Here is a 25,049-nt window from a genome sequence, read left to right on the forward strand (position 1 = left end):
TCTTGAAATTCTATATAATTCATCAAAAATTTTTTCTTTAATTTTGTTATTTGGTTCTAAAGAGTGAATAGTAAAAACTAAATCAATTGAATTTTCTTTAAATGGTAGTTTGTATTCAGAGTTACAAAATATTTCAAATTTTTTAAAATCATTTTTATTTAAATACTTTCTTAAATTATTTTTACCTATTATTAATCTATTTAAAGAGTTATCGTTGGCAAGATACTTTACAATTTTTTTTTTAGATGATTAAAAACATAATATGAAGTTGTAAGTTCTCCACACCCAAAATCTAAGATCGTTTTTGAATATTTAAAATTATTATTAATAGCTTTTATTAATGGATAATAAATTTTTTCAATTTTTTTTTTGGGAAGCTTATTAAAATATTTTATGTAATCCCCTGATTGTATATCGTAAGATATCTTAATTACATCAGTTTTTTTTAATTTATTTTTGAGAAATAGTTGTATATTTTTTCTTTCAGCGTACTTTTTTCTAGCTATTTTGTATGTAGATATCAATTTAAGTATACTGGTATATTTAAAAAACATATAAAAGCCTAATAAAATAGTTAAAATTACTTATACATGTTATGCAATAAATAAGTATAAAAAAAACTTAATTTTAACAATATTTATCATTACTCATTTATTCTATTGTGTTTAAAAAATTTATAAATTTAAAAAAAATTTTTGGAAATAAAAATTATTTTTCTCTATTATCTGTTTTAGTTATATCTGTTTTAAGTAGTTTTTTAGAGTTGATTGGAATTAGTTTGATTGGTGTTTTTGCAATCTCTCTAAGTGATCCAGGAATTGTAATAGAGAAAATTCCAGTTCCAGCATTAAAATTCTTTTTGCAAGGACTAGATAAATTCAAATTAATCACTTTCTTTTCAATTGCTATAATTATTATTTTTTTGATAAAACATTCGTTAAGTTTTTTTATTAGTTTTTTGGAAATTAAGATTTCTAAGAAAATATTACTAGATATAAAAAAAAAAATTTTCACTTTCTTTTTAAGTCAAAATTATGAATATTTTTTAAATAATAACAAATCTCATTTAATAAATTTAGTCTCAGGACAATCACAAAGTTTCATGGGATACATATTTCAAGTTTTTTCAATTATAAAAGAATTAATATTAATCTCACTAATATTATTTGGAATGATATATGTTGAATGGAAAATAATTTTATTTATAACACTAATATTAGTCCTTTTAACATATACTTTTAGCAAGTTTTTCAAAAAAAAATTAAATGATATTGGTGATAAATCCAGAATACTTGAAAAAACTGAAACTCAATACTTAAATGAAGCATATCAAAGTATAAAATTTATTAAACTTGGATCAAAAGAAAATTTTTTTATTAATCTTATTAGTAAAATTGCAGAAGAAAAAAATAAATACCAAGTTTACCATTATTTGATAGGAAAATTACCAAAAATTTTTCTCGAAATGATAATAATAATAATATTCACATCTGTCGTAATATTTTTAATAGATAGTAGTCAAAATAATCAAACTATATTCGGTACAATTACTTTTTTAGCATTTGCATCAATTAGATTATTGCCCTCTTTTGTAGCAATAAACAATGCTTATACAAGCTTATCATTTTTTAGATCTCCATTTGAAATTATTTACAGCATGATGATGGACTTAAAAGATTTTGAGAAAAATAATTTAAAAATTTTGCTCAATGAAAATATTAAAAAGATTACATTTAAAAATGTTGATTTTAAATATGTTTCAACTGACAAGCACGTACTACATAATATTAGTTTTGAGGTTAAGGAAAATGATTTTTTAGGTATAATTGGAGCGTCTGGATCTGGAAAATCAACGATACTTCATCTATTAAGTGGATTGTTGAAGCCAAACAAAGGAAGCATAATCTTAAATGATTATGATAAAAATAATATTAATGAATATAATTTAAATAATAAAATTTCGTATGTTCCACAGGATAGTTTTATTTTAGACTCAACTTTAGAAAAAAATATTGCTTTTGCAGATCAAGAACATGAAATTAATCAAAAAAAAATAAGCGAATGCTTAAGTTTTACTAACTTAGGTAATTTTGTTGAAAATTTACCTAAAAAAACAAAATCTCTTTTAGGAGATGATGGTTCAAAAATTTCACATGGTCAAAGACAAAGGATAGGTTTAGCAAGAGCAATTTATAATGATCCAAATGTTATAATTTTAGATGAAAGTTTAAATGCATTAGATTACGATAATGAAAAAGAAATTTTATCGAATATAAAACAATTAAATAATAAAATTTTAATTTTTGTTTCACATAGATTAGAAAGTTTAAAACTTTGTAATAAGTTATTGATCATGAGTGATGGTATTATTAAAGATTTTGGTGAAAAAGAGTTAGTATTGTCTAGAAATCAAGATTTAAATAAATATTTAAGCTAAATTTTTTATGAATAGGGTTGAGTTTTTTGGAATTTCTGGTTCAGGAAAGACAACATTCAAAGATAATATTAAAAACACACTTAAAGAAAAAAAAATTAGGACATACTCATATAAACAAATAATAGAGGAATATTTACCTTACAATGAAAGTAACATATTTAATTATTTTTTATTAAGAATTTTTTTTTTCTTTAGAAAAAAAAGTCATCAAAGTTTTTATCTTAAAAAAACCCTTTTAAGCAATAAGGTTCATAAGGAGACTTTGTTTCAAGGTTTAAAAAAAAAAATTTTTAGAATTTATGAAGAAAATCTTGATAATATTTTTAAAAAGAATAGAAATAAAAAGTTTTCAAAAATTACATTAGAATTGATAAGAGAGAGTAATTTCAGTCATCAAAATAAGTTAATCTTTACAAGATGGTTTAAAGAGGAAATAGTAGCAAATTATCTTATAAACAAGAATTTAAATAAAATTCAATTTATAATTGATAGTGAAGGCTTTATTCAAAGATTATTTATTTATCTTTATAAAAAAAAAATAAGAAAAAGATTGCAAATTTGTACCTAAAACACTGTCCCATGCCTTCCATACTTATAGTAATGGATGAAAAAGTAATAAAAAGAAAGAAATTCAGTAATAAAGAATTTAATATGGATTATAAAGAACTTCTTAAAATTTATAAAGTTACATTTAAAATCCTGAACAGTAAGAAAAATTTAAAGATTATTTGTAAGAAAAATTTTAGATTTTCATATTTATAACTTTAATTGAAAATTATTATTATTTTTATCTAAAAAAATATCATACCATTTTTGAAACATTACAAGACCCCATAATGATTTATAGCCATAGTTCTTAGTAAAAAATCCCAAATTTTCTTTATAACAACCTTTTTCTTCAAAAGATTTTAAAAAGTTTTTTATAAAATCAGCATCAAATATATTTTGAGATTTAATCTTATTAGGTGAAAATAAAGTATTATTTAATTCTTTATAATTAAAATTTTGTTTTCTTGATTCTGGACCAATAAAGCCTCTTTTCCTATTATTTAAATTTTGCTTTGGAATAATTTCTTTCATAGACTCTCTTAATAAATATTTAAAATCTTTTTTACTTGTTCTTATGTTGGACGAAATAGAAAAAATTAGATTCGTAAAATCATTATCTAAAAAAGGAGCTCTAGCTTCGATTTGATTCGCCATTGAAAATTTGTTCACCATATTACAATATTCATCTTGTAATTGAGTTTTTACATCTAAATACATTATTTTATCTCTCATGTTAGTTAGATCATTCTTATCTATAATTTCTTTTAGATATGTGCTAGCAGAAGATTTTAATTCTTTATTGATCAATTTTGATTTTAGATTTTCAGAAAAAAAATATTTTCTATTAAAAAATAAAGTGTCAAAATGAAATTTATTTTTAAGAGTTTTATAATGTGTTTTCTCTAATAGAGTCCACCTTCCGAAATTGCCAAAAAGTTCGTCACCACCTAGTCCTGTTAATATAACACCAAAATTTTTACCAGCTTCCTTAAGCACATGCCAAAGTGGCAATCCACCCCCATATGGTTCATCTAAATGATAAATCATTTTATCAAGATCATTAAAATAGTCATTAGTTTCAATAATCATCTCTGTGTGATTGGTATTAAATTTTTTTGATGCTATTTTTGATACTTCGATTTCATTTAAATCGCCTGGTTCATGACCGTCAAAACCCATGGTAAAAGTATTAACTTTATAATTGTTTTTTGCAAGTAGCCCAACTATCGATTGAGAGTCTAAGCCACCTGACAATCCACATGCTAGAGGCACATCGGATAAAGTAGCTCTTTTAACTGATTGTTCTAAGGTTTGTTTTATTTCTTCAGTAATTTCATTTAAATTTTTATAATTTGTTTGCTTAATCTCTATGTCCCACCATTTATTTATAGAAAATTTTTCTTTATCAATATCTATTTTGATAAAATATCCTGCAGGAAGTTTTTTTACATCATTAAGTATAGTATCTGGTCCTGGTACCCATAATAAGCTTAAATATTTATTTAAGCTCTCAAAATTTAATTCATTAGATATTTTACCTGTGGCAAGCAAAGCTTTTAATTCTGAAGCAAATAAAAATTCATTATTTTTCCATGTATAATAGAAAGGTGCCAAGCCAAATCTGTCTCTTGCACAAATTATTTTTTTTTTATGATTGTCATAAAAAGCAAATGCAAACGAACCGTTTAACTTATCAAGTTTTTCTATTCCATAATTTATCAGTAATTGAAGTAATACTTCTGTGTCAGAATTATTTGTAAAAAATTTAACATTTTTTTGTTCTAACTCTTTTCTTAATTCAGGTGAATTTAAGATTGTTCCATTAAAAATTATTGTATACCGTCCATCTTTCGAGGTCATTGGTTGCATACCAAGCTCTAAATCTAATATTGATAATCTGCACATTATTAAACCAAGGTTATTATCAGGGTTTATATAAGAATTTGTGCTATTAGGGCCCCTATGTATTTGGCTTTGATTCATTTTATGTAAACATGAAATGAGTGCGTTTTTTTCTAATTTTTTTTTAAAATATCCAGCAATTCCACACATTATAGTATATGGATTTAGTTTAATTTAAAAATAAGTCAAATTATATATTATTAAAAATAAATTTTTAAAATCCTTTTTTTTTAGTAAATAATTTCGTATAGAAGATCATGAAAAATTACTTTATGTAAAACAAATCTTGATAAAAAAGATATTTCAGTAATTGTTAAAAGTTTAAATTCTGGATGATTAACATATGAAAGTAAGAATTAAGATAATAAGAAAATAGATATTAGAAGTTAATGGAATTAATCTTTAAGTCAAAAAGAACAAAAGAACTTAATAAAAAGATTATTTTTCAAATTTGTAAATTAAAAGATTATCATTGGAAATTTGGTTTTTCCAATCAATTAAAATGGTTTGATCAAAACATAAGAAAAGATGATATTCATAATTTATGTTTTATGAATAAAAATTTAATTGGCTATACTGCTTTAAGGAAAGGTTATTTTAAATATCAAGATAAGGAAAAAAAACATTTTTTTTTACTTTTTGATACGCTTATATTAGATAATAAATATAGAAAAAGTAAACTTGGAAAAATTATGATGGGTTTTAATAATTATATAATTACAAAAGAAGAAAAACCATCATTTTTGCTTTGTAAAAAGGGATTAGTGAATTTTTATAAAAAAAACCAATGGAAAGCACTATTTAGAAAAAATTATGCCACTTTATATAGAACTTTTAATCTTAGTAAAAATCTTGTTGGAATGATATATGCTACTGAAACTTTAAAAAAAAGATCTATATTAATGTCAAATAATGTTGCTCTTATAACAGGTGGATTAGGATTTATTGGTTCAACTTTAGCAAACACATTAATTAAAAGAAAAATTGTTACCAAATGTATTTTACTTGATAATTTTGGTAGCTTTATTAACCCCCTAAAGTCTAATTATAATGATTACAGACAAAAAAGAATTATTAGTAGTAAAAAATTTATAATTGAAAGAGGTGATGCAAGCAATACGCAGATTACTTTAAAGTTAATACAAAAATATAAGCCAACATTAATTTATCACACAGCTGCATTACCGCTTGCTAAAATTAAAAATCTAAATGCAACTGAGGCCAGTATAGGATCGGTTGATGCTACTAAAAATTTGATAGAAAATTTAAATTTTGTAAGGTCAACATCTAATAATTATCATATAAAGAGGTTTGTTTATTTTTCTTCAAGTATGATTTATGGAGATTTTAAATCTAACATAGTGTCTGAGAACACAAAAGCAAATCCAAAAGAAATATATGGAACAATGAAACTAGCAGGAGAAGTAATTACAGCAGGTTTGTGTGGCTATTATAACATTGATTATACGTCGATTAGGCCCTCTGCAGTTTATGGACCTACAGATATGAATCAGCGAGTAAGCCAAATTTTTATTGAAAAAGCAATAAAGGGTGAAAAGATTTTTATTCAAGGCAAAGAAGAAAAACTAGATTTTACTTATATTCAAGATTTAGTTAATGGTGTGATTTTAGCCTCTACTAATAAAAAAGGTGCAAATGAGACTTTTAATATAACCAACGGAAAAGGGAGAACGTTGTTTGAATTTGTTAAAATTTTGAAAAAATATTTTCCTAATTTAGAATATGAAGTTGTTAAAAGAGATAATTTTAGACCCAAAAGAGGTACATTGTCTATACAAAAAGCAAAAAGACTTCTTGGATACTCTCCAAATTATACAATTGAAAAAGGTATTGAGAATTATTTACAATATCTAAAAGAAAATAAAATATTCAAATAAGCGTATTATATAATTCAATGTATTTTTTTATTAATTTTTCAGAATTAAATTCATTTTTAATTTTAAATATGGCTTTATCAATTATTTCTTTAACTTTCGTATTATTTTCCGTTATCCATTTAATTCCATTTGCCAAGTCTTTACTATCACAATAATCTGCACCATATCCACCAATTTTCTTATTTTCACAAACATCTTCTATTGCAGTTTCTTTAAAATATACAATTGGTGTTTTACATAATAATGATTCCACAACAGTTTTTGGAAATCCCTCTTGTAAAGATGTTGCCACAAAGACATCGGCTAAACTAAAAAGCTTTCTTTGAATATTTTGATCACTAATAAAACCTAAATTGATGAATTCTATATTTTTTTCTTTTAAAGCTTTTTCATTCCAGAAATTTCCAAAGAATACGATTGTATATTTTTCTTTTTCTAAATGATCTAAACACTCTAAAAAATATTTAAAACCTTTATATTTTGCCTCTATATTTTGAGCCCCATATAAAATTATTTTTTTATTTGAATTAATATTTAATGAGTTTAAATAATTTTTATCTTTGTCTTCATAAAAATTATTTAGATCAAAAGAAGGAAAAAATGTTAGTATTTCATAATTTTTTAGTAAGCTGCTTTTTGACGCCATTTTATTCATCCAATTACTATTAACGACAAACTTAATTTTTTTATTATAATATTTACCTTTTCTGTTTTGTATAAAAGTAGAAAGATCATAGTTTTTATTACTAGATAATTGAGGACAACGATTACATTTTGAAATGAATTTCTCACAACCAAGACTATAATGACATCCACCAGTAAAAGGCCACATGTCTCTTATTGTCCATACAATAGGTCTATTGATTTTTCTCAAGTGAGAAATATTAAAAAAACCATTATTAATCCAATGTAAGTGAATAATATTTGAGTTTATATAAGTTTTATCATTAAAAAAGTTGTAGCCTATTATTGAGGAACTAAATGATGTATTTTGACGATTAGGGTAAAGTATTTTGGGTAATTTTTCTATTGATTGTCTTAATTTGCTTTTCAAAAATTTAATTTTTGTATTTTGTTCATCATATATTATTTTTGAATTAATATTATATTTTAACAAATCGTTATGTAGTAGATTTGCACCTTTAAAGGCCCCAGAGTTTTTTACTCCACCCACTAGATGGGTTATGTTGAAGTCTTTTTTTATAATTTCCATAATTTGATATTTCCAATTTTAAAAAGTTCTTCATCGGTAGTGTAAATATTTTGTAAAAATTTTTTTTTTAATTTCTTAACTAAAAACCGATCCACACGAGCTCTACCCTGATAGTTTGTTCTTTCATAGTTGTAATTATGATAATATTGTTTGCCTCCAGCCATTCCTATACCCGTAATCAAAATTTTAGAATTTGGATTCTCATCAATTGCTTTTAGAATGCTATAAAATCCAGTTGAAGTACCTTGGATTTCAAATTTTTTTAGTTTTTTTAAAAAATATTTAAGTTTATCCCAAAATTGTATTTCTTTAGTTAGCTCACCAAAAAGAATGGTAATTATACCTCCTTTAAAAAATTGAGATTGAAATTTAAGCTGTTTGTAAAAAGATATATATTCTAATTTGCAATCTTTTTTTAATTTTTCTGGTAAGTTAATATTCGTTCCTCTTACAATTATTCTTTGAGGAATGGAGCCAATCACTCTTTTTTTAACATTAAGATTTTTTTCAAATTCAAGATCACCCACCAAACAATTCAAATTTGAATTATGAAATTTTTTTTTATATATATTGCCTCTCTCTGCTGCTCCTTGGGCTGTATAGACATTTTTTATAAAAAAATTTGGTATAATTGAATTAGGCTTAGAACCAATTACCAATACATCGAATTTCATAAATAAACTAGAATGTTTTCTAAATACTTTTTTATATACTTGTTAGTTTGTATTGTTGTAAATATCAATTATTAAACTATATTGATTCTAATATAACTAATTCATCTTTAATAATGTATTTTAAACACAAAGATAACCTTATAAAACAAATAAATATATTATTATCAAAACATAAATTAATAGGAATAAAAGCTGAATTTGAAGCTGAAGGCAGTAGCTTTGATGACGTATCTAATCTTAGAGGAATTACAAATTATTGTAATACAAAATTGTTTGTAAAAATTGGAGGTGCAGAGGCTTTGAATGACATCTATAAATGTTTAGAGATTGGTGTTGATGGAATAATTGCCCCTATGATTGAAAGCAAATTTGCTGTTTATAAATTTGTAGATTTTTTTAGAAAAAAAAAATTAAAGAAAATTCCACATTTAAGTATAAATATAGAGACTAAAACTGCATATGATAATTTAGATGAAATATTAAAATATACAGACGGATATATAAAGAATATCACTGTTGGGAGATCAGACTTGTCAAAAAGTTTTTTTAGGAAAAATCTTTATCCAGACTCTGATTTTATAAGTAATATAATTATTAATATAGCTAAAAAAGTAAAAAAATATAAAATGACCTTAACTGTTGGTGGCTCTTTGAGTAATAAAACAATTCAAAAATATAACAAATCAAAAAATTTACTGAAATTAATAAATAAAATGGAAACTAGAAAAGTAATTCTACCCACATCAAATTTTATGTCTGATATAGCAATTAATGAAGCTTTAAATTTTGAAAATTATTATATTTTATTGAAAAATGAAATTTATGAGCAAAGAGCAGATTCTGATAAAAATAGATTATCTACATTAATAACAAGAAAATGAAATTTAAAAAAAATATAATTGTTATAATTCCTGCACTTGCAAAAAATAGATATTCTTCATCAGGAGATTTGCATCAATGGGGTGGATCGACCCTATTAGAGTGGAAAATTTCTCAGGCAAAAAAACTAAAATATATAAAAGATATATATGTAGCCACTCCAGATGAAGTAATTAAAAAAATTTGCAAAAAATTAAATGTAAAAATTTACTCAAGATATTCAAAAGACAGTCTTAGAACATTTCATCAAAAAATTTCAAAAAAATTTATACAAAATTATTTGTTGCATTTATATCCAACATCTCCATTTTTATCTCCTAATCTCATAAATAAAACATTAATAACTTTTGAAAAACATAAAAATAAATTTGATTCTTTATGTACTGTTCAAAAAAAAAATGATTATTTTTTTTATAATAAAAACTCAATTAATTTTAATTTTAAAAAAAATTCAATTTCAAGAGCAAATATTGATTATTTAACACAAATATCAAATGGGATGTTTTTAGTTGATGCAAGAACTTGTTTTGAAAAAAAAAATATTATTGGCAATAAACCTTATTTTTATGAAATAGATTGGATGTCAAGTCTTGAAATTAATTCCTTAAAAGATATCAAGATTTACAATTTTTTAATTAATCATTACTTTGAAAAAAATTCTTAAAATTTAACTATCATGAACGTAGTAGCAGTTTTAACTGGAAGAGGAAACAGTACTTTTAAAAATAAAAATATTTTAAAAATACACGGTATACCATGCATGGAATACCCTTGCAGAGAGGCAAAAAAAGTTACAAAGATTAAATATTTTTTTACAAGTAGCGATGACAATAAAATCCTTGATATAGGAAAAAAGTTAGGTTTCAGCCCTATAAAAAGGCCAAAAAAATTTTCTCAATCAAACTCCAAACATTTAGATGTATTAAGACATTTTTTAAAGTATTTAAAAAAAAATGAGAATATTTATCCTGATATTATTGTTGTCTTACTAGCCAATTCTCCAATTATAAAATCAGAGTGGGTTTCAAAATGTTTAAATATTTTGATTAAAAATAAAAGTATCAGTGCGGTTGTGCCAGTTATTGAAAATAATGATTACCATCCATTAAGAGCCAAAAGGATAAGTAAGGGTTATTTGAGGGGATATCTAGATATAAACAATAACCAATCTACAAATAGACAAGATTTAGAAAAAAATTATTTTTTATGCCATAATTTTTGGGTAATAAGAACTAATTCAATAAATAATAATAATGGTTTTAATCCTTGGAAGTTTATGGGAAAAAAAGTAAAGGCTTTTAAAATAAAAGACTCAATTGATCTTCATAATCAAGAAGATTTATTACTTGCGAAACACTTAATTAAAAAATTAAACTTAAAGCGAGATTTAAAAAAGATAAAAAATTGAAAAATATATGACTTTCAATTTAAATGCATTTGGACATAAATCACAATTAAAAAAATTTAGTAAAGGTAGAAAAAGAATTAAAGATCTTTATCCTTCTGAAAAAAAATTTTTCCTTAAATTAGCAAAAAACTCAAAAACTTTTCTAGATTTTGGATGTGCCACAGGAAATTTTATAAATATATTAAAAAATATTTCTAGTATTAAAAATTATACAGGCCTTGATATTTCTAATGATATGTTAAATTTTGCAAGATTGTTACATCCCAAGTATAAATTTGAAAAATTTAATGGAAAGAAAATCTTGTTAAAGTCTAGATATGAATTGGTTTATAGTTTTGGGACTCTAATTTATTGTTTAAACTATAAAAACCTAATTAAGGATTTTATTAATCTTTCTGAAAAATATATTAATTTTGATGTAAGACTTATTTTTGATAAGACTATGAAAAAGAAAGTTGATAGTTATCAAATAATAGCAAAAAAACCACTTTTAAGACTTCCGTACGTAATCATAGATTTTAATGAATTTTTAGAATTCATTTTAAAAATTTCAAAATATAAGTATAAGATTGATATATATGGATATGAACATACAGTATCAAGTGACGTAAGAACAAAAAATAAAAAAGTTATAATGACATCAGTTTTAATAGACAAAACAAAGAGCTTTTCTTTAAATATAGAAATTAAAAAATAAGATGCTGCCAAAAAATGATATACTTAGACCAAGTTGGATGGTTAATGATAAAGAAAATAGAGAAATTGATCTATCAAAAAATGTACACTTTGATTCAAAATTAAATCTAAAAGTAAAAGAATTAATTGATAAAAAAAAATATATTTTAAATTATGGAAATGAATTTTCCTTGTATGAAGCTATATGTGGTTATTACAATCTAGATATAGGTAAGGTGGCCATTGGATATGGAGCAGCTGATATACTGCAGAGAGTAATCTTTTCTTTAAATATAGATAAACTTTATATAGTCAAACATTCGTTTGCGATGATTGAAATTTACTGCAAGATGATTAATTTAAATTATGAGATAATTGATTTGGAAGATTTAAAAAAAAAAAATTTAGAAGATAATTCAGCAATGTATATTGCAAATCCTAACGGGTTTGATGGAACTAGCCATGATATATCTGAACTAAAAGATAGGTTTAAATTTTTAATTTTAGATGAAGTTTATTCTGATTTTTCCAATAAATTTTCATTATTAAATAAATTTCAGTCTAATTTTATTATTATCAAAAGTTTAAGTAAAAGCTTAGGTATAGCTGGTTTGAGAGTTGGATTTTCTTATTCTTCAGCTAAAATCGCTAATGAAATTCAAAAATTAAGAACAAGTCAAGTTTCTAGCTCTATAGCTTCAATAGTTGTACCAGAAATAATTAGTTTAACAGATGAAGTTATTATGAGAATGATTGAAACAAAAAACTTTTTGGAGCAAAAATATGACTGTAAAAAATCAGTTGCAAATTATGTATTATTTAAAAAACAAAATAAATACACTAAAGTTTTTGGTTCAAGAGAAATTGATGGTTTCCACAGGATGGCTTTGACAGATATGAAAACTTTGAACACAGTATGATAAAAAAATCTAATAAAAAAATTTTGTTACTTTTTGGGGATGATTTAAGAAATAAATTTATTTTAAATAAAGTGCTGAGTAAATTTAAAAATTGTAAAGTGATTATTCAAAAAAGAAATAAAGAAAAATTAAAAAAAAAAACAGATTCTTTATTGCAAAATCATCTAAAATTTAGAGATGTTTCAGAAAAAAAATTTTTAAAAATAAACAAAAATTATATTAATAAATATAATGATATAACTTACATTGAATTAAATGAGTTAAACTCACAAAAAATGATTAATAAAGTTAGAAATTTTAAACCTGATTTAGTCTTATGTTATGGAATTACCCTTATTCAAAAAAAGTTACTATCTACCCTGCCAAATAAAACAATTAATATTCATAGTGGATTAACTCAAAAATTTAGGGGTTATGCTTCAAATTTTTGGGCTTGTTATATGTTAGAGCCAAATAATGTTGGTGCAACTATCCATTACGTTATTGAAAAAGCAGATAGTGGAAATATACTACATCAAGTTAGAGCAGATTTAAGAAAAAATTATAATCTTCATGATTTATCATCAGTCTCAATATTAAAGATTGGAAATATCATAAATCAAATTATTTCAATTTTGCTGATAAAGAGTCCTAAGGGTCAAAAATTAACAAGTGGGAAATCTTTTTTATTAAAAGACTTTAAAATTGAACATCTGTTAATTAACTATAAATTATTTAAAGATAAGTTATCCGCGTTCTATTTAAAAAAAAATATTAGAATTAGAAATATTAAATTAGTAAAATTATTTTAACATTAAATACTTAATGAAAAAAAAAATTTTTATAGCTTTATTGGGTGGAGGAAGAATTGCTGAGCATCATATAAAAGCAATTAAAAAAATAAAAAATTTTGAATTAGTTGCAATGACAGATTTATCTAAATCTAAGAGAGATTATTTCAATAAAAAATTTAGAATAAGAACGTTTAAACATTATACATCAATGCTTAATAAAGAAAAAAAAATTGATATAGTTGTGATAATGTCTCCGTCAGGTATGCATTACGAACATGCCTCAGTAATTATCAAAAAATTTCAAAAAAATATTATATTAGAAAAACCTCCATGCATGAATAGATCTCAAGTAATTTCACTGTATAATCTTGCTAAAAAATATAAAAAAAAAATTTATCCAGTTTTTCAAAGTAGAAACAATAAATGTATTCTCAAATTAAGAAATGAAATTAATAAAAATAAGTTAGGAAAAATTAGATTAGTAAATCTTTCATTAAGATGGTGCAGACCTCAAAGATATTATAATTTATCTAAGTGGCGTGGAACTTATTCTCACGATGGAGGTGTTTTAACAAATCAAGGTATTCATTATTTAGATTTAGTAAGATATTTATTTGGTGATATTTCAATTGTTAGTTCAAGAATGAAAACATTTGGTGCAAAAATAGAAGTTGAAGATAGCGTGGTTGGTTTTTTTGAGTTTCAAAACGGTGCACTAGGTTCTTTAGAATTGACAACTGCGGCTAGGCCTAAAGATTATGAAGCTAAGATTTCAGCAGTTGGTTCTAAGGGAATTGTTACTATTGGTGGTTTATCTGCAAATATTTTAAAAGAATATTCTCCTGATAACAGTTATTGTAAAAAATATAGTGAAAATATTCCTAATGCATATGGTTTTGGTCATTTTAAAATGTATGAAGATATTAAAGACGATTTTAATAAAAAAAAAAATATAGTATAAATTTTCGTGATTGTTTGAAAACTGTGGAATTAATTAATGCATTTTATGTTTCAGATGAAAAAAATAAAACAGTAAAAGTTAATTCGTCAGGAAATTCTAAAAGACTTGGTAGGGCAGATAAAAAAATTTCAAAAATATATAAGTAATTTAAATCAATGACTATGAAGAAAGTCTTTTATTGGTGTCCATTTATTTCAAAGGTTGCAACAGTAAGATCTGTGATCAAATCATCAGAAGCTCTTAAAAAATTTTCTAAAAACGAATTTGAACCCACGATAGTTAACGTAGCTGGCGAATGGAATAGTTATAAGAATGAAGAAAATACACTTGGGTTAAAAATAATAGATCTAACTAATTCAAAAATTTTAGATGGAAAAAACTGGACAGGTTTTTGGAGGAGCAGGTTGATATATATGTATATAATAATAATAGCATTTATCCCTTTAATAAGACTTTTGAAAAAATATAAACCAGATTTTTTTATTTTACATCTAATTTCATCTTTACCTTTGATCGCAAATTTTTTTTTTAGATTTAAAGTTAAAATAATATTAAGAATCTCAGGTATGCCAAAATTTAATTTTTTTAGAACTATATTATGGAAATATACGGTAGCCAATATTAATCTAGTTACCACCCCAACTATAGGAACTTATAATGATTTGAAAGAAATAGATTACTTAAAAAATAAAATTAGAGTTTTATTTGATCCAATAATCACACCCTCAGAGATATTAAAAAAAAAAATAGAAAAAATTAATGATAATATTTTTATAAATTCAGATTTTAAAAAATTTTTTATTTCTATAGGTAGATTCACTAAACAAAAAAATTTTTCCTTTTTAATAGATTGTTTTTCTGAGGTTATTAAAGTTAGAAATGATGCAAAACTTTTGATTGTTGGCACGGGTGAATTAAAAGATGAAATGCAAAATAAAATAAATCAAAACAAGGTAAATAAAAATATAAAGTTAATACCATTCAAAAATAATATTTATAATTATTTGAATGCATCAAGTGGTTTTATACTATCATCATTATGGGAAGACCCAGGCTTTGTATTGATTGAAGCCGCATATTTGAATGTTCCAATATTATCAAGTGATTGCAAAAATGGACCAAAAGAGATACTAAACAATGGAGATAATGGAATTTTGTTTAAATCTAATAATAAGAAAAGTTTTATAGAAAATTTTAAAATTTTTTCTAATTTAAATGAAATAGAGAAAAAAATTAAAATATTAAAAACTAAGAAGTATATTAAGAAATTTACAGTTTTTTCCCACTATAAACAAATTGTAATTTTATTAAGAGAAATTAGTTAAAAATGAATGATGAGTATAGCAATAAATTAGATAATTTTGTAATGGCAGAGGCCAATAAAATTTCTAAACCTATAATATTAGAATTCGGAGTTAGACATGGATTCTCTACAAAAAAGTTTATAGAAATATGTGAAAAAAATAAAGGAAATTTGTTTTCAGTAGATATTGATGATTGTTCACATATTTCAAATAACAGTAGGTGGAAATTTATACAGTCAAGAGATGATAATTTTGACTTGTTAGAAAAAGAAATACCAAATGCTTTTGATGTAATCATGATTGACTCATTTCATAATGCAAAACATGTAAAAAAAATTATTTTTTATTATTATCAAAAACTAAAAGTTGGTGGCCAGATGTTCATAGATGATATTTGCTGGATACCATATGTTGAAAATAATTATAGAAATCATTTTAATAGCGAGATTAATAATAGAGAAACTTTTAAAATGATAAATGAGGTAATTCTTTCAAATCAAGAAAATCTAAATGTATACTTTTCTTTTGTTGGTTCTGGAATGGCAAAAATAATTAAATTAAATGAAAAAAAATTAAATGAGCCTAAAAATATTAAGTCAAGAGAACTATCGTTAAAAAATTCATTGAGAAAACTATTAAATAGATAATGAATAGCCTTCATAAACAGACACTTGAGATCATTAAAGGGGATAAAGAAAATCATCTTTCAATCATGCACAGTGAAATAATTAAGAATAAATTCAAAAATATTGTAGAATTTGGAGTTGATAGAGGAACCTCTACTGCCGCTTTTTTAGATGCTGTAGAAAAAACAGATGGACAAGTTTATTCATTTGATATTAAAGATTGTAAAAATCTTTTTAGTCACGATAAATGGAAATTTTACAAAATAAACGATCTTAACCAACAAAAAATTTTTACTTTATTTCCAAAATTGAATGAGGGAATAGACTTATTATATATTGATAGTTATCATGAGCCCAATCATATAAAGAAATTATTAGAAATTTATTTCCCTTTTTTAAATAAGGATGGGCATATATATGTGGATGATACTTCGTCATACCCTTATAGACAAATAAAAAGTGTATCAAATGCAATTACTTCAGATTTATCAAAAGAAGCTGTTGAGGAATTTTTTTTTTCAAATTTTGAAGAAATAGATTTTCAGTTTAACGGGAATGAGAATGGACTATGCATTTTAAAAAAAACAAAAGACTCAAAAATAACAAATATAAAATCAATATGGAAATATAATGTTTTTTTGTATTTCTTTTATAAATACGTGAAAAAAATAAAATATAAAATTTTTTACAAAAGTTAAATATTATTTATTAATTTAAGGTATTTATTTAAGTTGAGACTTTCATCAAACCTATCTAAATTTTTAATAGCTAAAGAAAGCATTTTATTACATTGTTTTTTGTTTCTGCTGAGAAATAATATTTTTTTTGATAACTGGGTATGATTTCCCACATTAAAAAGTAGGCCTCCTTTTCCATTTAATAAAATTTCCCTAGGACCTGTTTGACAATTACTTGATATAATAAATTTTTTTAAAACTAAAGATTCCAACAAAACATTTGGTAATCCTTCAAAGGTAGATGTTAAGACAAACGCATTTGCTAACTGCATGTATGGAAAAGGATTATCAGTAAATTTTTTTATTTTAATGGTATCATTTAAGTTATTATTAGTTATATAATTTCTCATTGTGTGAAGGTTGGAGCCCCTTCCGATTATCATTAATTTTAATCTAACTTTATTTTTAATTAAATTAATAGCTTTAAGTAAAGTTAAGTGATCCTTTTGATCGGTAAATCTAGCTACATTAATTAAATTTAAACAATCTTTTTTAAAAAAAGGTTCTTTAATTTTTTTATTGGCCAATTTAATTATTTCACTTTTATTTAAGGGATTATATATTGTTACTGGTTTAATATTATATCTCTTCCTTAATTCACGATTAAACTCCTCACTGTTAACCATAGTTTTATCAGCTAATCTTAAAACTTTTTTAAAAATAAAATTTTTAAAAATATTTTTTGACCAACCTATTGGAGCTGAATTTGATCGAACTACAACTTTTACTCTAAATAATTTACACAAGAGAAGACAATAAATATTTGCTTGCCAAGAAAATACAATAATTTTTCTATTCTTAAAAATTTCAGTTAGAAGTAAAAAAAGACAAATAATATATTTTGGTCTTCTTTGAAATTTTACCCAGAAGTCAGATTTTGGACTAACTATTTTAATTTTTTTGTCAAACTTAGATTTAAAATTTACCGATGTAGTAATTAATGAAATATATCTAAATTTTTTTGTGAAAAATTTAGATACAATGAATAAGTTTTTTTCAACCCCACCACCCTCAATAGAGGGCATAAAAAAAAGGACTTTCTTATTAATCATAAAGTATATTGTATGTAATATTTAATACAAATATAGTAAACACTTTATTCAATATGTTTTACAAATATATTATTTCTTTAATAAAAATAAAAAAATAAGATTTATATGGTTTTAGTCAGTGTTATTATTCCTTATTTCAAAAAAAAACTGTATTTCAAAAAAACTTTTAATTCAGTTATCAGCCAAAATTTTAAAAATTTTGAGATAATAATAATTTATGATGATAGTGACTTAATGGACCTTCAATTTATTAGAAAAATAATCAAAGGTTATAAAAATGTTAAAATTATTATAAATCCAAAACAATTGGGAGCTGGAGGCTCAAGAAACATGGGTGTTAAGTCAGCAAAAGGAAAATTTATTGCATTTATTGATGCTGATGATTTGTGGAAAAATAATAAACTAAAATTACAATTAAAATTTATGATAAAAAATAAATGTTCTATTTCTCACACTTCATATAATATTATTAAGGGAAATAAAGTGATTTCCTCGCGTGTAGCGAAAGATTTTATCAAATTTGAAGATTTATTAAAATCTTGTAATATTGGCCTATCCACCATTATATTAAAAAAGAGTATCTTTAAAGGCAAAATAAAATTCCCAAATTTAAAAACTAAAGAAGATTTTGTATTATGGCTAAATCTTTTAAAACAAAATTATAGAATCTGTGGTATCAAATCAAATCTTGCATATTGGAGAAAGCTGGATAATTCACTATCATCATTCACAATTCAAAAATTGAAAGATGGATTTAGAGTTTATAATAAATACATGGGTTTTAATTTTATTAAATCTTTTTTTTATTTATTTATTTTAAGTATTAATTATTTAAAAAAAAAATAATTCTATGAAATATTTATATATTTTTTTGTTACCAATAATAATTTATTTAATTAATAACTTGTTAAAAAAAAAATCATTATTGATGAATTATTCTGGTGAAATCCATCAAAAATTTACAATTAAAGAAAACATTCCATTATCTGGTGGCATATTGATTTTAAGTAGTTTTTATCTATATTTTTATGATTACTCAAATGTATTCAATCTACATCTTTTTTTTACCTTTCTTTTAGGATTGTCGGCAGACTTAAAAATAATTAAATCAGCTCAAAAAAGATTTATTTTACAAATAATGATATTATATTTATTTATTGATTTTATGGATATAAGTATTCTTGATACAAGAATACTTTATCTGGATAAATTACTTACTGATCCAATCTTTAATAATTTATTTGTATTATTTTGTGTTTTGATAGTTGTAAATGGTACTAATTTTATTGATGGACTAAACACTAATGTTTTAGGATACTATATTATAGTCTCCCTGATTTTATATAAAATAGATTTTTTTTATATTTTAGATCTTAATAGTTCACAATGGGTTGGATGGATAATGTGTCTTGTCATATTTTATTTTTTTAATTTATTTAAGCTTTTATTTATAGGTGATAATGGCGCTTATGTTCTGGGATTGATTTACTCTTATCTTTTAATTCACTTTTATAATTTAGATCAAAATATTTCACCATTTTTTATTATCCTGTTATTATGGTATCCATGCTTTGAAATATTATTTTCAATAATAAGAAAGTTAAAATTAAATAAATCACCAATTGAACCAGATAACCAACATTTTCATCAATTAATTTTTTTATATTTTAAAGATTCACTTAAACTTAAAAGACACATATCAAATAATTTAGGTGCCAATGTGATAAATTTATATAATCTAATTATATTATACATTGGGTCATTAAGTGTTCGTGACACTCAATTTCAAATTACATTAATTGTATTAAATGTTTTAGTGTATTTATTCGTTTATATAAAATTATATAAAAGTATAAAAAATATCAGTCTATGAAAAAAATAATCTTATCATCTTTAAAAGTATTAAGAAGCCATCTTTAAAAGCATTAACTTTTTTTTTACCAGCAATACGCGGTCTTTCATGCGAGGTGATTGTGGATAATTTCATTAATTTTTTATTAGCCTTGATGGGTAATTCAACACAAAAACCAAAGTCTTTACTATTAAGGTTCAGCTCTCTAGCCTTATTGGTTTTGCCTAGCACAAAAGTATATAAGATATCATTTATATTTAATTTAAAAAAAATCTTACCTATTGTTGAAAATATATAGTTTCCTACCAATGTAATTATAGTGTCATCATCACTTTTAGCATTCTTGTTATATCTAGAACCGAATACAAAGTCTAAATTATTTGTTTCAAGTTTTATCATCATATCCTTAATTTCCCCCGGTTTAAAAGAACCATCAGCATTAAATATACAAAACAATTCTGTATTAATTTCATTTATTCCAGTGATAAGTGCATCACCATAACCAAAATTTTTTTGAAAAACTATTTTTACATTGAGGTGAGAAATTGCCTCAATTGTTTTTAAATCACTTTGATGTAAAATAATTACGGTTGAATATCCAAATGCTTCCAATTCTTTTAAAACTTCAGGTAATGATTCAGCTTCATTTTTTGCAGGGATCAAAAGAGTTAAATTTTTCATATATAAGATTTTAAAATATTTGCTAAAAGAAAACCAAAAAAATATAAATATAGAAAAAATATTTTTTTTAAATTTTTTAGGTGCTCTAGTCGCACATTAAACACAAATAAACTAAAAAACATAACTATTAAAAGAGGGTCATAATATTTGTGATAAATAGTTATTTGTGGGTTGCTAATAAATAGTAAAAAAAATATTAATAAATTATCTACTTTTTCTGTAATAATCCCTAAAATAAATATAATTGAAATAAAAGAAAAAATAAAAAAAATAATATTGTTATTAAAGAAATAGTCAGAAAGTTTATATATAATTCCACCTCCGGAGTACTCTGGCCTATAATCAAAATAAAATAATGATATGAAAAAAATAATTAAAGAGATGAACAAATTTTTATAATTAATTAATTTTTTTATATTTAAAATTTTTGTTAAATAAAAGGGTAAAAAATAAAAAAATATTATTGTGGGTATAATGAGAATTTGATTAAAAATATTTGTAAAAAAAATATTATCAATTCTACCAAGTCCAATAGCAGCAGACTTATTAAGGAAATTAATATCTAAAATAAAAACATAATACAGAGCAGGAAATGCAAGAATACAATTAAAAATAATTATAATGTAAAATCTAAATGATCTAATACCCAAATACCCAAAGTATTTATAAACAAAGTATATTGAGAAAACTGCAAAATTAGGACTAAAGTAAGAACTGATTGTATAAAAAATTATATTTAAGAACATGAAAGATGTTTTTTTTTTTCAATAAACTTTAAAAAAAATAAGATACTTGTTGTAAAGAAAGTTAATCCTATTAATCGACTATCTGGCCATATGCTCAAGCTTCTAAAGATTGGTGATAAGAAAATTAGTCCAACAAGTATCAGAAGATATTTAGCCTTCAACTGTTGGGCTTTAAACTTATGTTTTAAAATATAAAAAAAAGAAATAGGCAGTATTAGACATATATGGAAATATATTAATCTAATAAGATAATCATCTAATTGAACCCTCTCAAAAAATGATAAAGCTATTAATAAGACAGGTGAATGTCTCGTAGTGTAGTCATCATAATTCATGAATGTAAATAAAAAATTATTAGCAAAGAACCCTGTAATTTCTTTTTGATTTACATAGTCATGAAAAGCACCACCACTAGAGTTTTCACCCAATATAAAGCCAAGCAGGACACTAATGTATAAGAAAATAAATAAAAAAATTATTTGATATTCAGTTTTTTTTTTTCTTAGGATACATCGACATTTTTTAATAGATATATTTATTATTAGTTATATTTATATTTTATGAGTAATCATTTAATATTTCCACTCTATTTAATTTTTTTTATTATTTCTACGATTGGTTATGGCTATATGTTTTCCAATTATTTTAATAATAATTTTTTAAAATTTAATATAGGCTATCAAGGTTTAATTGGTTTTTTTTTTATAACATTTATATCCATTATAACATCATTTTTTTTTAAACATGGTTTTTTACATAATTCAATAATCCATTTAATTGGATGTGCTTCATTTTTGATATATCTAAAAAAGAAAACTTTAAAAATAGATGAACTCAAAGAACTTTTTATAATTTTTTTATTATTGATTAGTGCACTTTATATTTTTAAAAATCATGATGATTTTTCATATTATCATCTAACATACTCATTAAATCTTACTGAAAACAAATTTATTGTTGGCACTGGAAACTTTAGTCATGGTTTTAGAACATTTTCTTCAATTTTTTATTATCACTCTATTTTATATATGCCTTTTATTAAATATTATTTATTTCATTCTGGCCCCTTAATTATATTAATATTTGTTAATTCGATGTTAATTTCAAAAATAATCTATTTTGCTAAGGAGAAAGATTTAAATTTTGTTTATTTTTTTTCTCTATTGTCATTAGCTTTTGCAAACATTATTTTTTATAGAATTGGTGAACATGGAACTGATAGATCTGCACAAATACTATTACTTTTAATATTTATCTTTTTATTTGAAATAAAATTTTTAAATTTAGAAAAAAAAGCTAAAAAAGACTTAATTTATTTAATGATGTTAATCATAATCTTTACTGCCAGCTTAAAAGCTATTTATATTTTATATTTAGTTTTAATTCCTGTTGCACTTTATGGATTAAAGGATTTTAAATATTATTTCCTTTCTATTAAATATAAATTTTTGTTAATTTTATTTTTTGCTGGAACTTCAATTTTGTTAGTAAATTTTTTAAGTACAGGATGTTTGCTTTATCCAGCAAAAAGCACCTGCACCACAAAAGTAATTTGGCACATACCACACAATGAAGTAAAAAAAATGAATATTCATTATGAGTGGTGGGCTAAAGCAGGAGGAGGTCCAAATTATAAATCTAAACTTAAAAAAGAAGAATACATTAAAGATTTTAATTGGGTAAAGAATTGGATTGATAGACATTTTTTTAATAAAGTTTCAGACACCTTGTTGGGAATTCTTGCAATTTGCTTAATTTTTTCTTCATTTTTTTTAAAAATAAAAAAAAGAAAGAAAAGAAAATATAAAACATTCGATATATACTTAATTATTATATTTTTTTTAACCGTGTGGTTTATTAAACATCCAGCAATGCGCTATGGTGGTTTTGTATTAATCAGCTTACCTTTTTTTACTTTTATAAGTGGATATTTAGGCTCTCACACATATAAAAATTCAAAAATATTTTTAACTACAAATTTAATGATTTTCATAATATTTCTTACATTTAATGGAAGAAACATTGTTAGGTTAAATAAAGAAATTGATTTTTATAAATATGATATTCAACAATCTCCACTATTTTATGTTGAAAAAATCCAATCTGAAATTACACATACTAATAAAAATTTTAAAATTTATTCTCCATTGGGTGGGTCTTGTTGGGATTCTAAAACACCATGTTCATATAATAGAAATTTAGATAGTTATAAAAAATTAGGTTTTAATATCGTATTTAGAAAAGATGAGTAATTTATATCTAAAATTTTTAGAATTACTAATTAGTATTGTGGATAAATCTAATAAAAATTTAATAATAAAATTTTTAAAAAATAAAACATTGAATAAAAAAATTGTTGTTTTTGATGTTGGTGCACATAAGGGTGAAACTCTAGAAATTTTTCTTAAAAGTTTTAATATTGAACAAATATTTTGTTTTGAACCAAATAGAAAAATATACGAGAGATTAAAAAATAAAATAAAGATGATGAATTATAAAAATGTATTTTTATTTAATTATGGACTAGGAAGCAAAATAGAAACTAGATCATTAAAGACTTTTTTAGATACCTCCTCATCAACATTTAGTCAAATAGATAGTAAAAGTAATTATTATTTAAGAAAAAAAAAATATTTAATTTATTTTCAAACAAATTTTTTTCAGAAGATATCGAAGCAGAAGTGAGCACTTTATCTAAATTTATAGAAGAAAATAATATCAAAAAAATTGATATACTTAAAATAGACACTGAAGGTTTTGAATACAAAATTCTTAAGGGAATTGCAGATAACCAATTTAAAGATATAGAGCTTATTTACTTTGAGCATCATTATGATCTAATGTTAAAAAAAGATTATAAATTTTCAGATATAAATAAATTATTGACTTATCACAATTTTGAAATGGTGTTTAAGATAAAAATGAAATTTAGGAAAACTTTTGAATATATTTATGAACTTAAAAAAAAATAACAATTTAGCTTCTGTAATTATAGCAAATTATAATAATAATAAATATATAAATGAATGTATCAATTCTATTAAAATTCAAAAATATAAAAATATTGAAATAATTTTTGTAGATGATCAATCAAATGACAGTTCATTAAAAACTATAAAAAAATTTAAAAATATTAAAGTTATAAAAACAAAATCTAAAACTAGTGTTGGAAGTTTTAATCAAATTAAAGCTTATAGTTTGGGTTACAAAAAATCAAAAGGAGATATAATATTTTTTCTTGATAGCGATGATTTTTTTTTAAAAAATAAGATTCAAGATATTATGATTTTATATCAAGAGAATACAAAGCTTAATCTATTATTTGATCTGCCAATAAATCTTATAGGAAAAAAAAAATTTAAAAAAAAATTTAAACAAAAATCATTTATTTTTTCAAGCTGGCCAAGATTTAGTCCTCAGAGTTGTATTTCAGTTCGAAGAAATTTTGCTAAGAATATATTTAGAATTTCTAATATAAAGAAATATCCGAATATATGGCTAGATTTTAGAATAGCCACTTACGCATTTCTAAAATATAAAAAATTGAATATAATTGAAAATTATTTAACATATTACAGAATAAGAGATAACTCAGCATCGTCTAAATTTAAAAAAATTAGCAATGATTGGTGGTTAAGAAGAGCCGAAGCCCACGATTATTTTGAATATGTTGCAAATAAGTTGAATATTAAAAATCGTTTAACTTTAGATAAGATTATAACCAAAGTTATAAACATGTTAATAAAAAAAAATAACAATTAA

At 23.0% G+C, this 25,049-nt stretch carries 28 protein-coding genes and 1 pseudogene; 21 read left to right on the forward strand and 8 right to left on the reverse strand.

Going from position 1 to position 25,049, the window contains the following annotated elements; all coding sequences use genetic code 11:
* Positions 1-6 precede the first annotated feature (6 nt).
* Together AC5SLT_RS00745 and AC5SLT_RS00750 are read right to left on the reverse strand one after the other, a co-directional pair.
* Positions 7-234, reverse strand: a pseudogene (locus AC5SLT_RS00745) (methyltransferase domain-containing protein); the annotation flags it as partial.
* Positions 228-554 carry a hypothetical protein gene (locus AC5SLT_RS00750; RefSeq protein WP_494592043.1) on the reverse strand — a complete coding sequence of 109 codons (327 nt, stop codon included), beginning with the start codon at positions 552-554 and terminating at the stop codon, positions 228-230. The gene AC5SLT_RS00750 and the pseudogene AC5SLT_RS00745, both read right to left, overlap by 7 nt.
* 107 nt (positions 555-661) lie before the next feature.
* Between AC5SLT_RS00750 and AC5SLT_RS00755 the strand changes: the two genes are divergently transcribed.
* From AC5SLT_RS00755 to AC5SLT_RS00765, 3 genes are read left to right on the forward strand one after another with little or no spacing between them, the layout of a single operon-like run.
* Complete coding sequence (locus tag AC5SLT_RS00755; RefSeq protein ID WP_494592045.1) at positions 662-2,437, forward strand: ATP-binding cassette domain-containing protein; 1,776 nt, start codon at positions 662-664, stop codon at positions 2,435-2,437.
* Between the two features lie 7 nt (positions 2,438-2,444).
* Positions 2,445-3,005 (forward strand): hypothetical protein, encoded by a 561-nt coding sequence (locus tag AC5SLT_RS00760; RefSeq protein WP_494592047.1) that lies wholly within the window; start codon positions 2,445-2,447, stop codon positions 3,003-3,005.
* Between the two features lie 32 nt (positions 3,006-3,037).
* Positions 3,038-3,199, forward strand: a complete 162-nt coding sequence (locus AC5SLT_RS00765; RefSeq protein ID WP_494592048.1) for a hypothetical protein — start codon at positions 3,038-3,040, stop codon at positions 3,197-3,199.
* Here the strand turns inward: AC5SLT_RS00765 and asnB are convergent.
* Positions 3,194-5,038, reverse strand: coding sequence for an asparagine synthase (glutamine-hydrolyzing) (gene asnB, locus AC5SLT_RS00770; protein ID WP_494592050.1), 1,845 nt, complete (start codon positions 5,036-5,038; stop codon positions 3,194-3,196). The genes AC5SLT_RS00765 and asnB overlap by 6 nt on opposite strands.
* 239 nt (positions 5,039-5,277) lie before the next feature.
* Between asnB and AC5SLT_RS00775 the strand changes: the two genes are divergently transcribed.
* Positions 5,278-6,786, forward strand: a complete 1,509-nt coding sequence (locus AC5SLT_RS00775; RefSeq protein ID WP_494592052.1) for an NAD-dependent epimerase/dehydratase family protein — start codon at positions 5,278-5,280, stop codon at positions 6,784-6,786.
* Here the strand turns inward: AC5SLT_RS00775 and AC5SLT_RS00780 are convergent.
* Together AC5SLT_RS00780 and AC5SLT_RS00785 are read right to left on the reverse strand one after the other, a co-directional pair.
* On the reverse strand, positions 6,779-7,999 hold the full coding sequence (locus tag AC5SLT_RS00780; protein ID WP_494592054.1) for a glycosyltransferase: 1,221 nt from the start codon (positions 7,997-7,999) through the stop codon (positions 6,779-6,781). The two genes, AC5SLT_RS00775 and AC5SLT_RS00780, sit on opposite strands and share 8 nt — an antisense overlap.
* On the reverse strand, positions 7,987-8,673 hold the full coding sequence (locus tag AC5SLT_RS00785) for a hypothetical protein (protein ID WP_494592055.1): 687 nt from the start codon (positions 8,671-8,673) through the stop codon (positions 7,987-7,989). The genes AC5SLT_RS00780 and AC5SLT_RS00785 overlap by 13 nt, the downstream gene beginning before the upstream one ends.
* Before the next feature lie 113 nt (positions 8,674-8,786).
* On the opposite strand from AC5SLT_RS00785, the gene AC5SLT_RS00790 reads away from it, so the two are divergent.
* Genes AC5SLT_RS00790 through AC5SLT_RS00840 form a run of 11 tightly spaced genes read left to right on the forward strand, consistent with a single transcriptional unit; the run spans position 8,787 to position 16,917 of the window.
* The gene (locus tag AC5SLT_RS00790) at positions 8,787-9,554 is read left to right on the forward strand and encodes an aldolase/citrate lyase family protein (protein ID WP_494592057.1); all 768 of its coding nucleotides are present in this window, start codon (positions 8,787-8,789) and stop codon (positions 9,552-9,554) included.
* Positions 9,551-10,216 carry a cytidylyltransferase domain-containing protein gene (locus AC5SLT_RS00795; protein ID WP_494592058.1) on the forward strand — a complete coding sequence of 222 codons (666 nt, stop codon included), beginning with the start codon at positions 9,551-9,553 and terminating at the stop codon, positions 10,214-10,216. Before AC5SLT_RS00790 ends, AC5SLT_RS00795 begins: the two co-directional genes overlap by 4 nt.
* A gap of 12 nt (positions 10,217-10,228) precedes the next feature.
* Positions 10,229-10,960, forward strand: coding sequence for an acylneuraminate cytidylyltransferase family protein (locus AC5SLT_RS00800; RefSeq protein ID WP_494592060.1), 732 nt, complete (start codon positions 10,229-10,231; stop codon positions 10,958-10,960).
* A gap of 7 nt (positions 10,961-10,967) precedes the next feature.
* Positions 10,968-11,657 carry a class I SAM-dependent methyltransferase gene (locus AC5SLT_RS00805; protein WP_494592062.1) on the forward strand — a complete coding sequence of 230 codons (690 nt, stop codon included), beginning with the start codon at positions 10,968-10,970 and terminating at the stop codon, positions 11,655-11,657.
* 1 nt (position 11,658) lies between these two features.
* On the forward strand, positions 11,659-12,555 hold the full coding sequence (locus AC5SLT_RS00810) for an aminotransferase class I/II-fold pyridoxal phosphate-dependent enzyme (protein WP_494592064.1): 897 nt from the start codon (positions 11,659-11,661) through the stop codon (positions 12,553-12,555).
* Positions 12,552-13,346: a formyltransferase family protein gene (locus AC5SLT_RS00815; RefSeq protein ID WP_494592065.1), complete on the forward strand. Its 795-nt coding sequence runs from the start codon at positions 12,552-12,554 to the stop codon at positions 13,344-13,346. The genes AC5SLT_RS00810 and AC5SLT_RS00815 overlap by 4 nt, the downstream gene beginning before the upstream one ends.
* A 13-nt stretch (positions 13,347-13,359) precedes the next feature.
* Positions 13,360-14,289, forward strand: a complete 930-nt coding sequence (locus tag AC5SLT_RS00820) for a Gfo/Idh/MocA family protein (RefSeq protein ID WP_494592066.1) — start codon at positions 13,360-13,362, stop codon at positions 14,287-14,289.
* Between the two features lie 14 nt (positions 14,290-14,303).
* Positions 14,304-14,435: a hypothetical protein gene (locus tag AC5SLT_RS00825; RefSeq protein WP_494592068.1), complete on the forward strand. Its 132-nt coding sequence runs from the start codon at positions 14,304-14,306 to the stop codon at positions 14,433-14,435.
* Between the two features lie 15 nt (positions 14,436-14,450).
* The gene (locus AC5SLT_RS00830) at positions 14,451-15,614 is read left to right on the forward strand and encodes a glycosyltransferase (RefSeq protein WP_494592070.1); all 1,164 of its coding nucleotides are present in this window, start codon (positions 14,451-14,453) and stop codon (positions 15,612-15,614) included.
* Positions 15,615-15,616: 2 nt separating this feature from the next.
* Entirely contained in the window at positions 15,617-16,240 is a 624-nt protein-coding gene (locus AC5SLT_RS00835; RefSeq protein WP_494592071.1) for a class I SAM-dependent methyltransferase, read from the forward strand.
* The gene (locus AC5SLT_RS00840) at positions 16,240-16,917 is read left to right on the forward strand and encodes a class I SAM-dependent methyltransferase (protein ID WP_494592073.1); all 678 of its coding nucleotides are present in this window, start codon (positions 16,240-16,242) and stop codon (positions 16,915-16,917) included. Before AC5SLT_RS00835 ends, AC5SLT_RS00840 begins: the two co-directional genes overlap by 1 nt.
* Here AC5SLT_RS00840 and AC5SLT_RS00845 read toward each other — a convergent pair.
* Positions 16,914-18,008 (reverse strand): glycosyltransferase, encoded by a 1,095-nt coding sequence (locus AC5SLT_RS00845; RefSeq protein ID WP_494592075.1) that lies wholly within the window; start codon positions 18,006-18,008, stop codon positions 16,914-16,916. The genes AC5SLT_RS00840 and AC5SLT_RS00845 overlap by 4 nt on opposite strands.
* 105 nt (positions 18,009-18,113) lie before the next feature.
* Between AC5SLT_RS00845 and AC5SLT_RS00850 the strand changes: the two genes are divergently transcribed.
* Together AC5SLT_RS00850 and AC5SLT_RS00855 are read left to right on the forward strand one after the other, a co-directional pair.
* Positions 18,114-18,854 carry a glycosyltransferase family 2 protein gene (locus AC5SLT_RS00850; RefSeq protein WP_494592077.1) on the forward strand — a complete coding sequence of 247 codons (741 nt, stop codon included), beginning with the start codon at positions 18,114-18,116 and terminating at the stop codon, positions 18,852-18,854.
* 4 nt (positions 18,855-18,858) lie between these two features.
* Entirely contained in the window at positions 18,859-19,881 is a 1,023-nt protein-coding gene (locus AC5SLT_RS00855; RefSeq protein WP_494592079.1) for a hypothetical protein, read from the forward strand.
* Here AC5SLT_RS00855 and AC5SLT_RS00860 read toward each other — a convergent pair.
* Positions 19,876-20,541 carry a glycosyltransferase family 2 protein gene (locus AC5SLT_RS00860; RefSeq protein WP_494592081.1) on the reverse strand — a complete coding sequence of 222 codons (666 nt, stop codon included), beginning with the start codon at positions 20,539-20,541 and terminating at the stop codon, positions 19,876-19,878. The two genes, AC5SLT_RS00855 and AC5SLT_RS00860, sit on opposite strands and share 6 nt — an antisense overlap.
* A 736-nt stretch (positions 20,542-21,277) precedes the next feature.
* Positions 21,278-21,715: a hypothetical protein gene (locus tag AC5SLT_RS00865; RefSeq protein WP_494592082.1), complete on the reverse strand. Its 438-nt coding sequence runs from the start codon at positions 21,713-21,715 to the stop codon at positions 21,278-21,280.
* Between the two features lie 132 nt (positions 21,716-21,847).
* On the opposite strand from AC5SLT_RS00865, the gene AC5SLT_RS00870 reads away from it, so the two are divergent.
* The 4 genes from AC5SLT_RS00870 to AC5SLT_RS00885 are packed head-to-tail and all read left to right on the forward strand — an operon-like array spanning position 21,848 to position 25,049.
* Positions 21,848-23,539, forward strand: coding sequence for a DUF8201 family protein (locus AC5SLT_RS00870; protein ID WP_494592084.1), 1,692 nt, complete (start codon positions 21,848-21,850; stop codon positions 23,537-23,539).
* Positions 23,532-23,972: an FkbM family methyltransferase gene (locus AC5SLT_RS00875; RefSeq protein WP_494592085.1), complete on the forward strand. Its 441-nt coding sequence runs from the start codon at positions 23,532-23,534 to the stop codon at positions 23,970-23,972. Before AC5SLT_RS00870 ends, AC5SLT_RS00875 begins: the two co-directional genes overlap by 8 nt.
* Positions 23,969-24,259, forward strand: coding sequence for an FkbM family methyltransferase (locus tag AC5SLT_RS00880; protein WP_494592087.1), 291 nt, complete (start codon positions 23,969-23,971; stop codon positions 24,257-24,259). The genes AC5SLT_RS00875 and AC5SLT_RS00880 overlap by 4 nt, the downstream gene beginning before the upstream one ends.
* Positions 24,240-25,049, forward strand: coding sequence for a glycosyltransferase family 2 protein (locus AC5SLT_RS00885; protein ID WP_494592089.1), 810 nt, complete (start codon positions 24,240-24,242; stop codon positions 25,047-25,049). The genes AC5SLT_RS00880 and AC5SLT_RS00885 overlap by 20 nt, the downstream gene beginning before the upstream one ends.

The sequence above is a fragment of the Candidatus Pelagibacter sp. PS_11 genome, assembly GCF_059417975.1.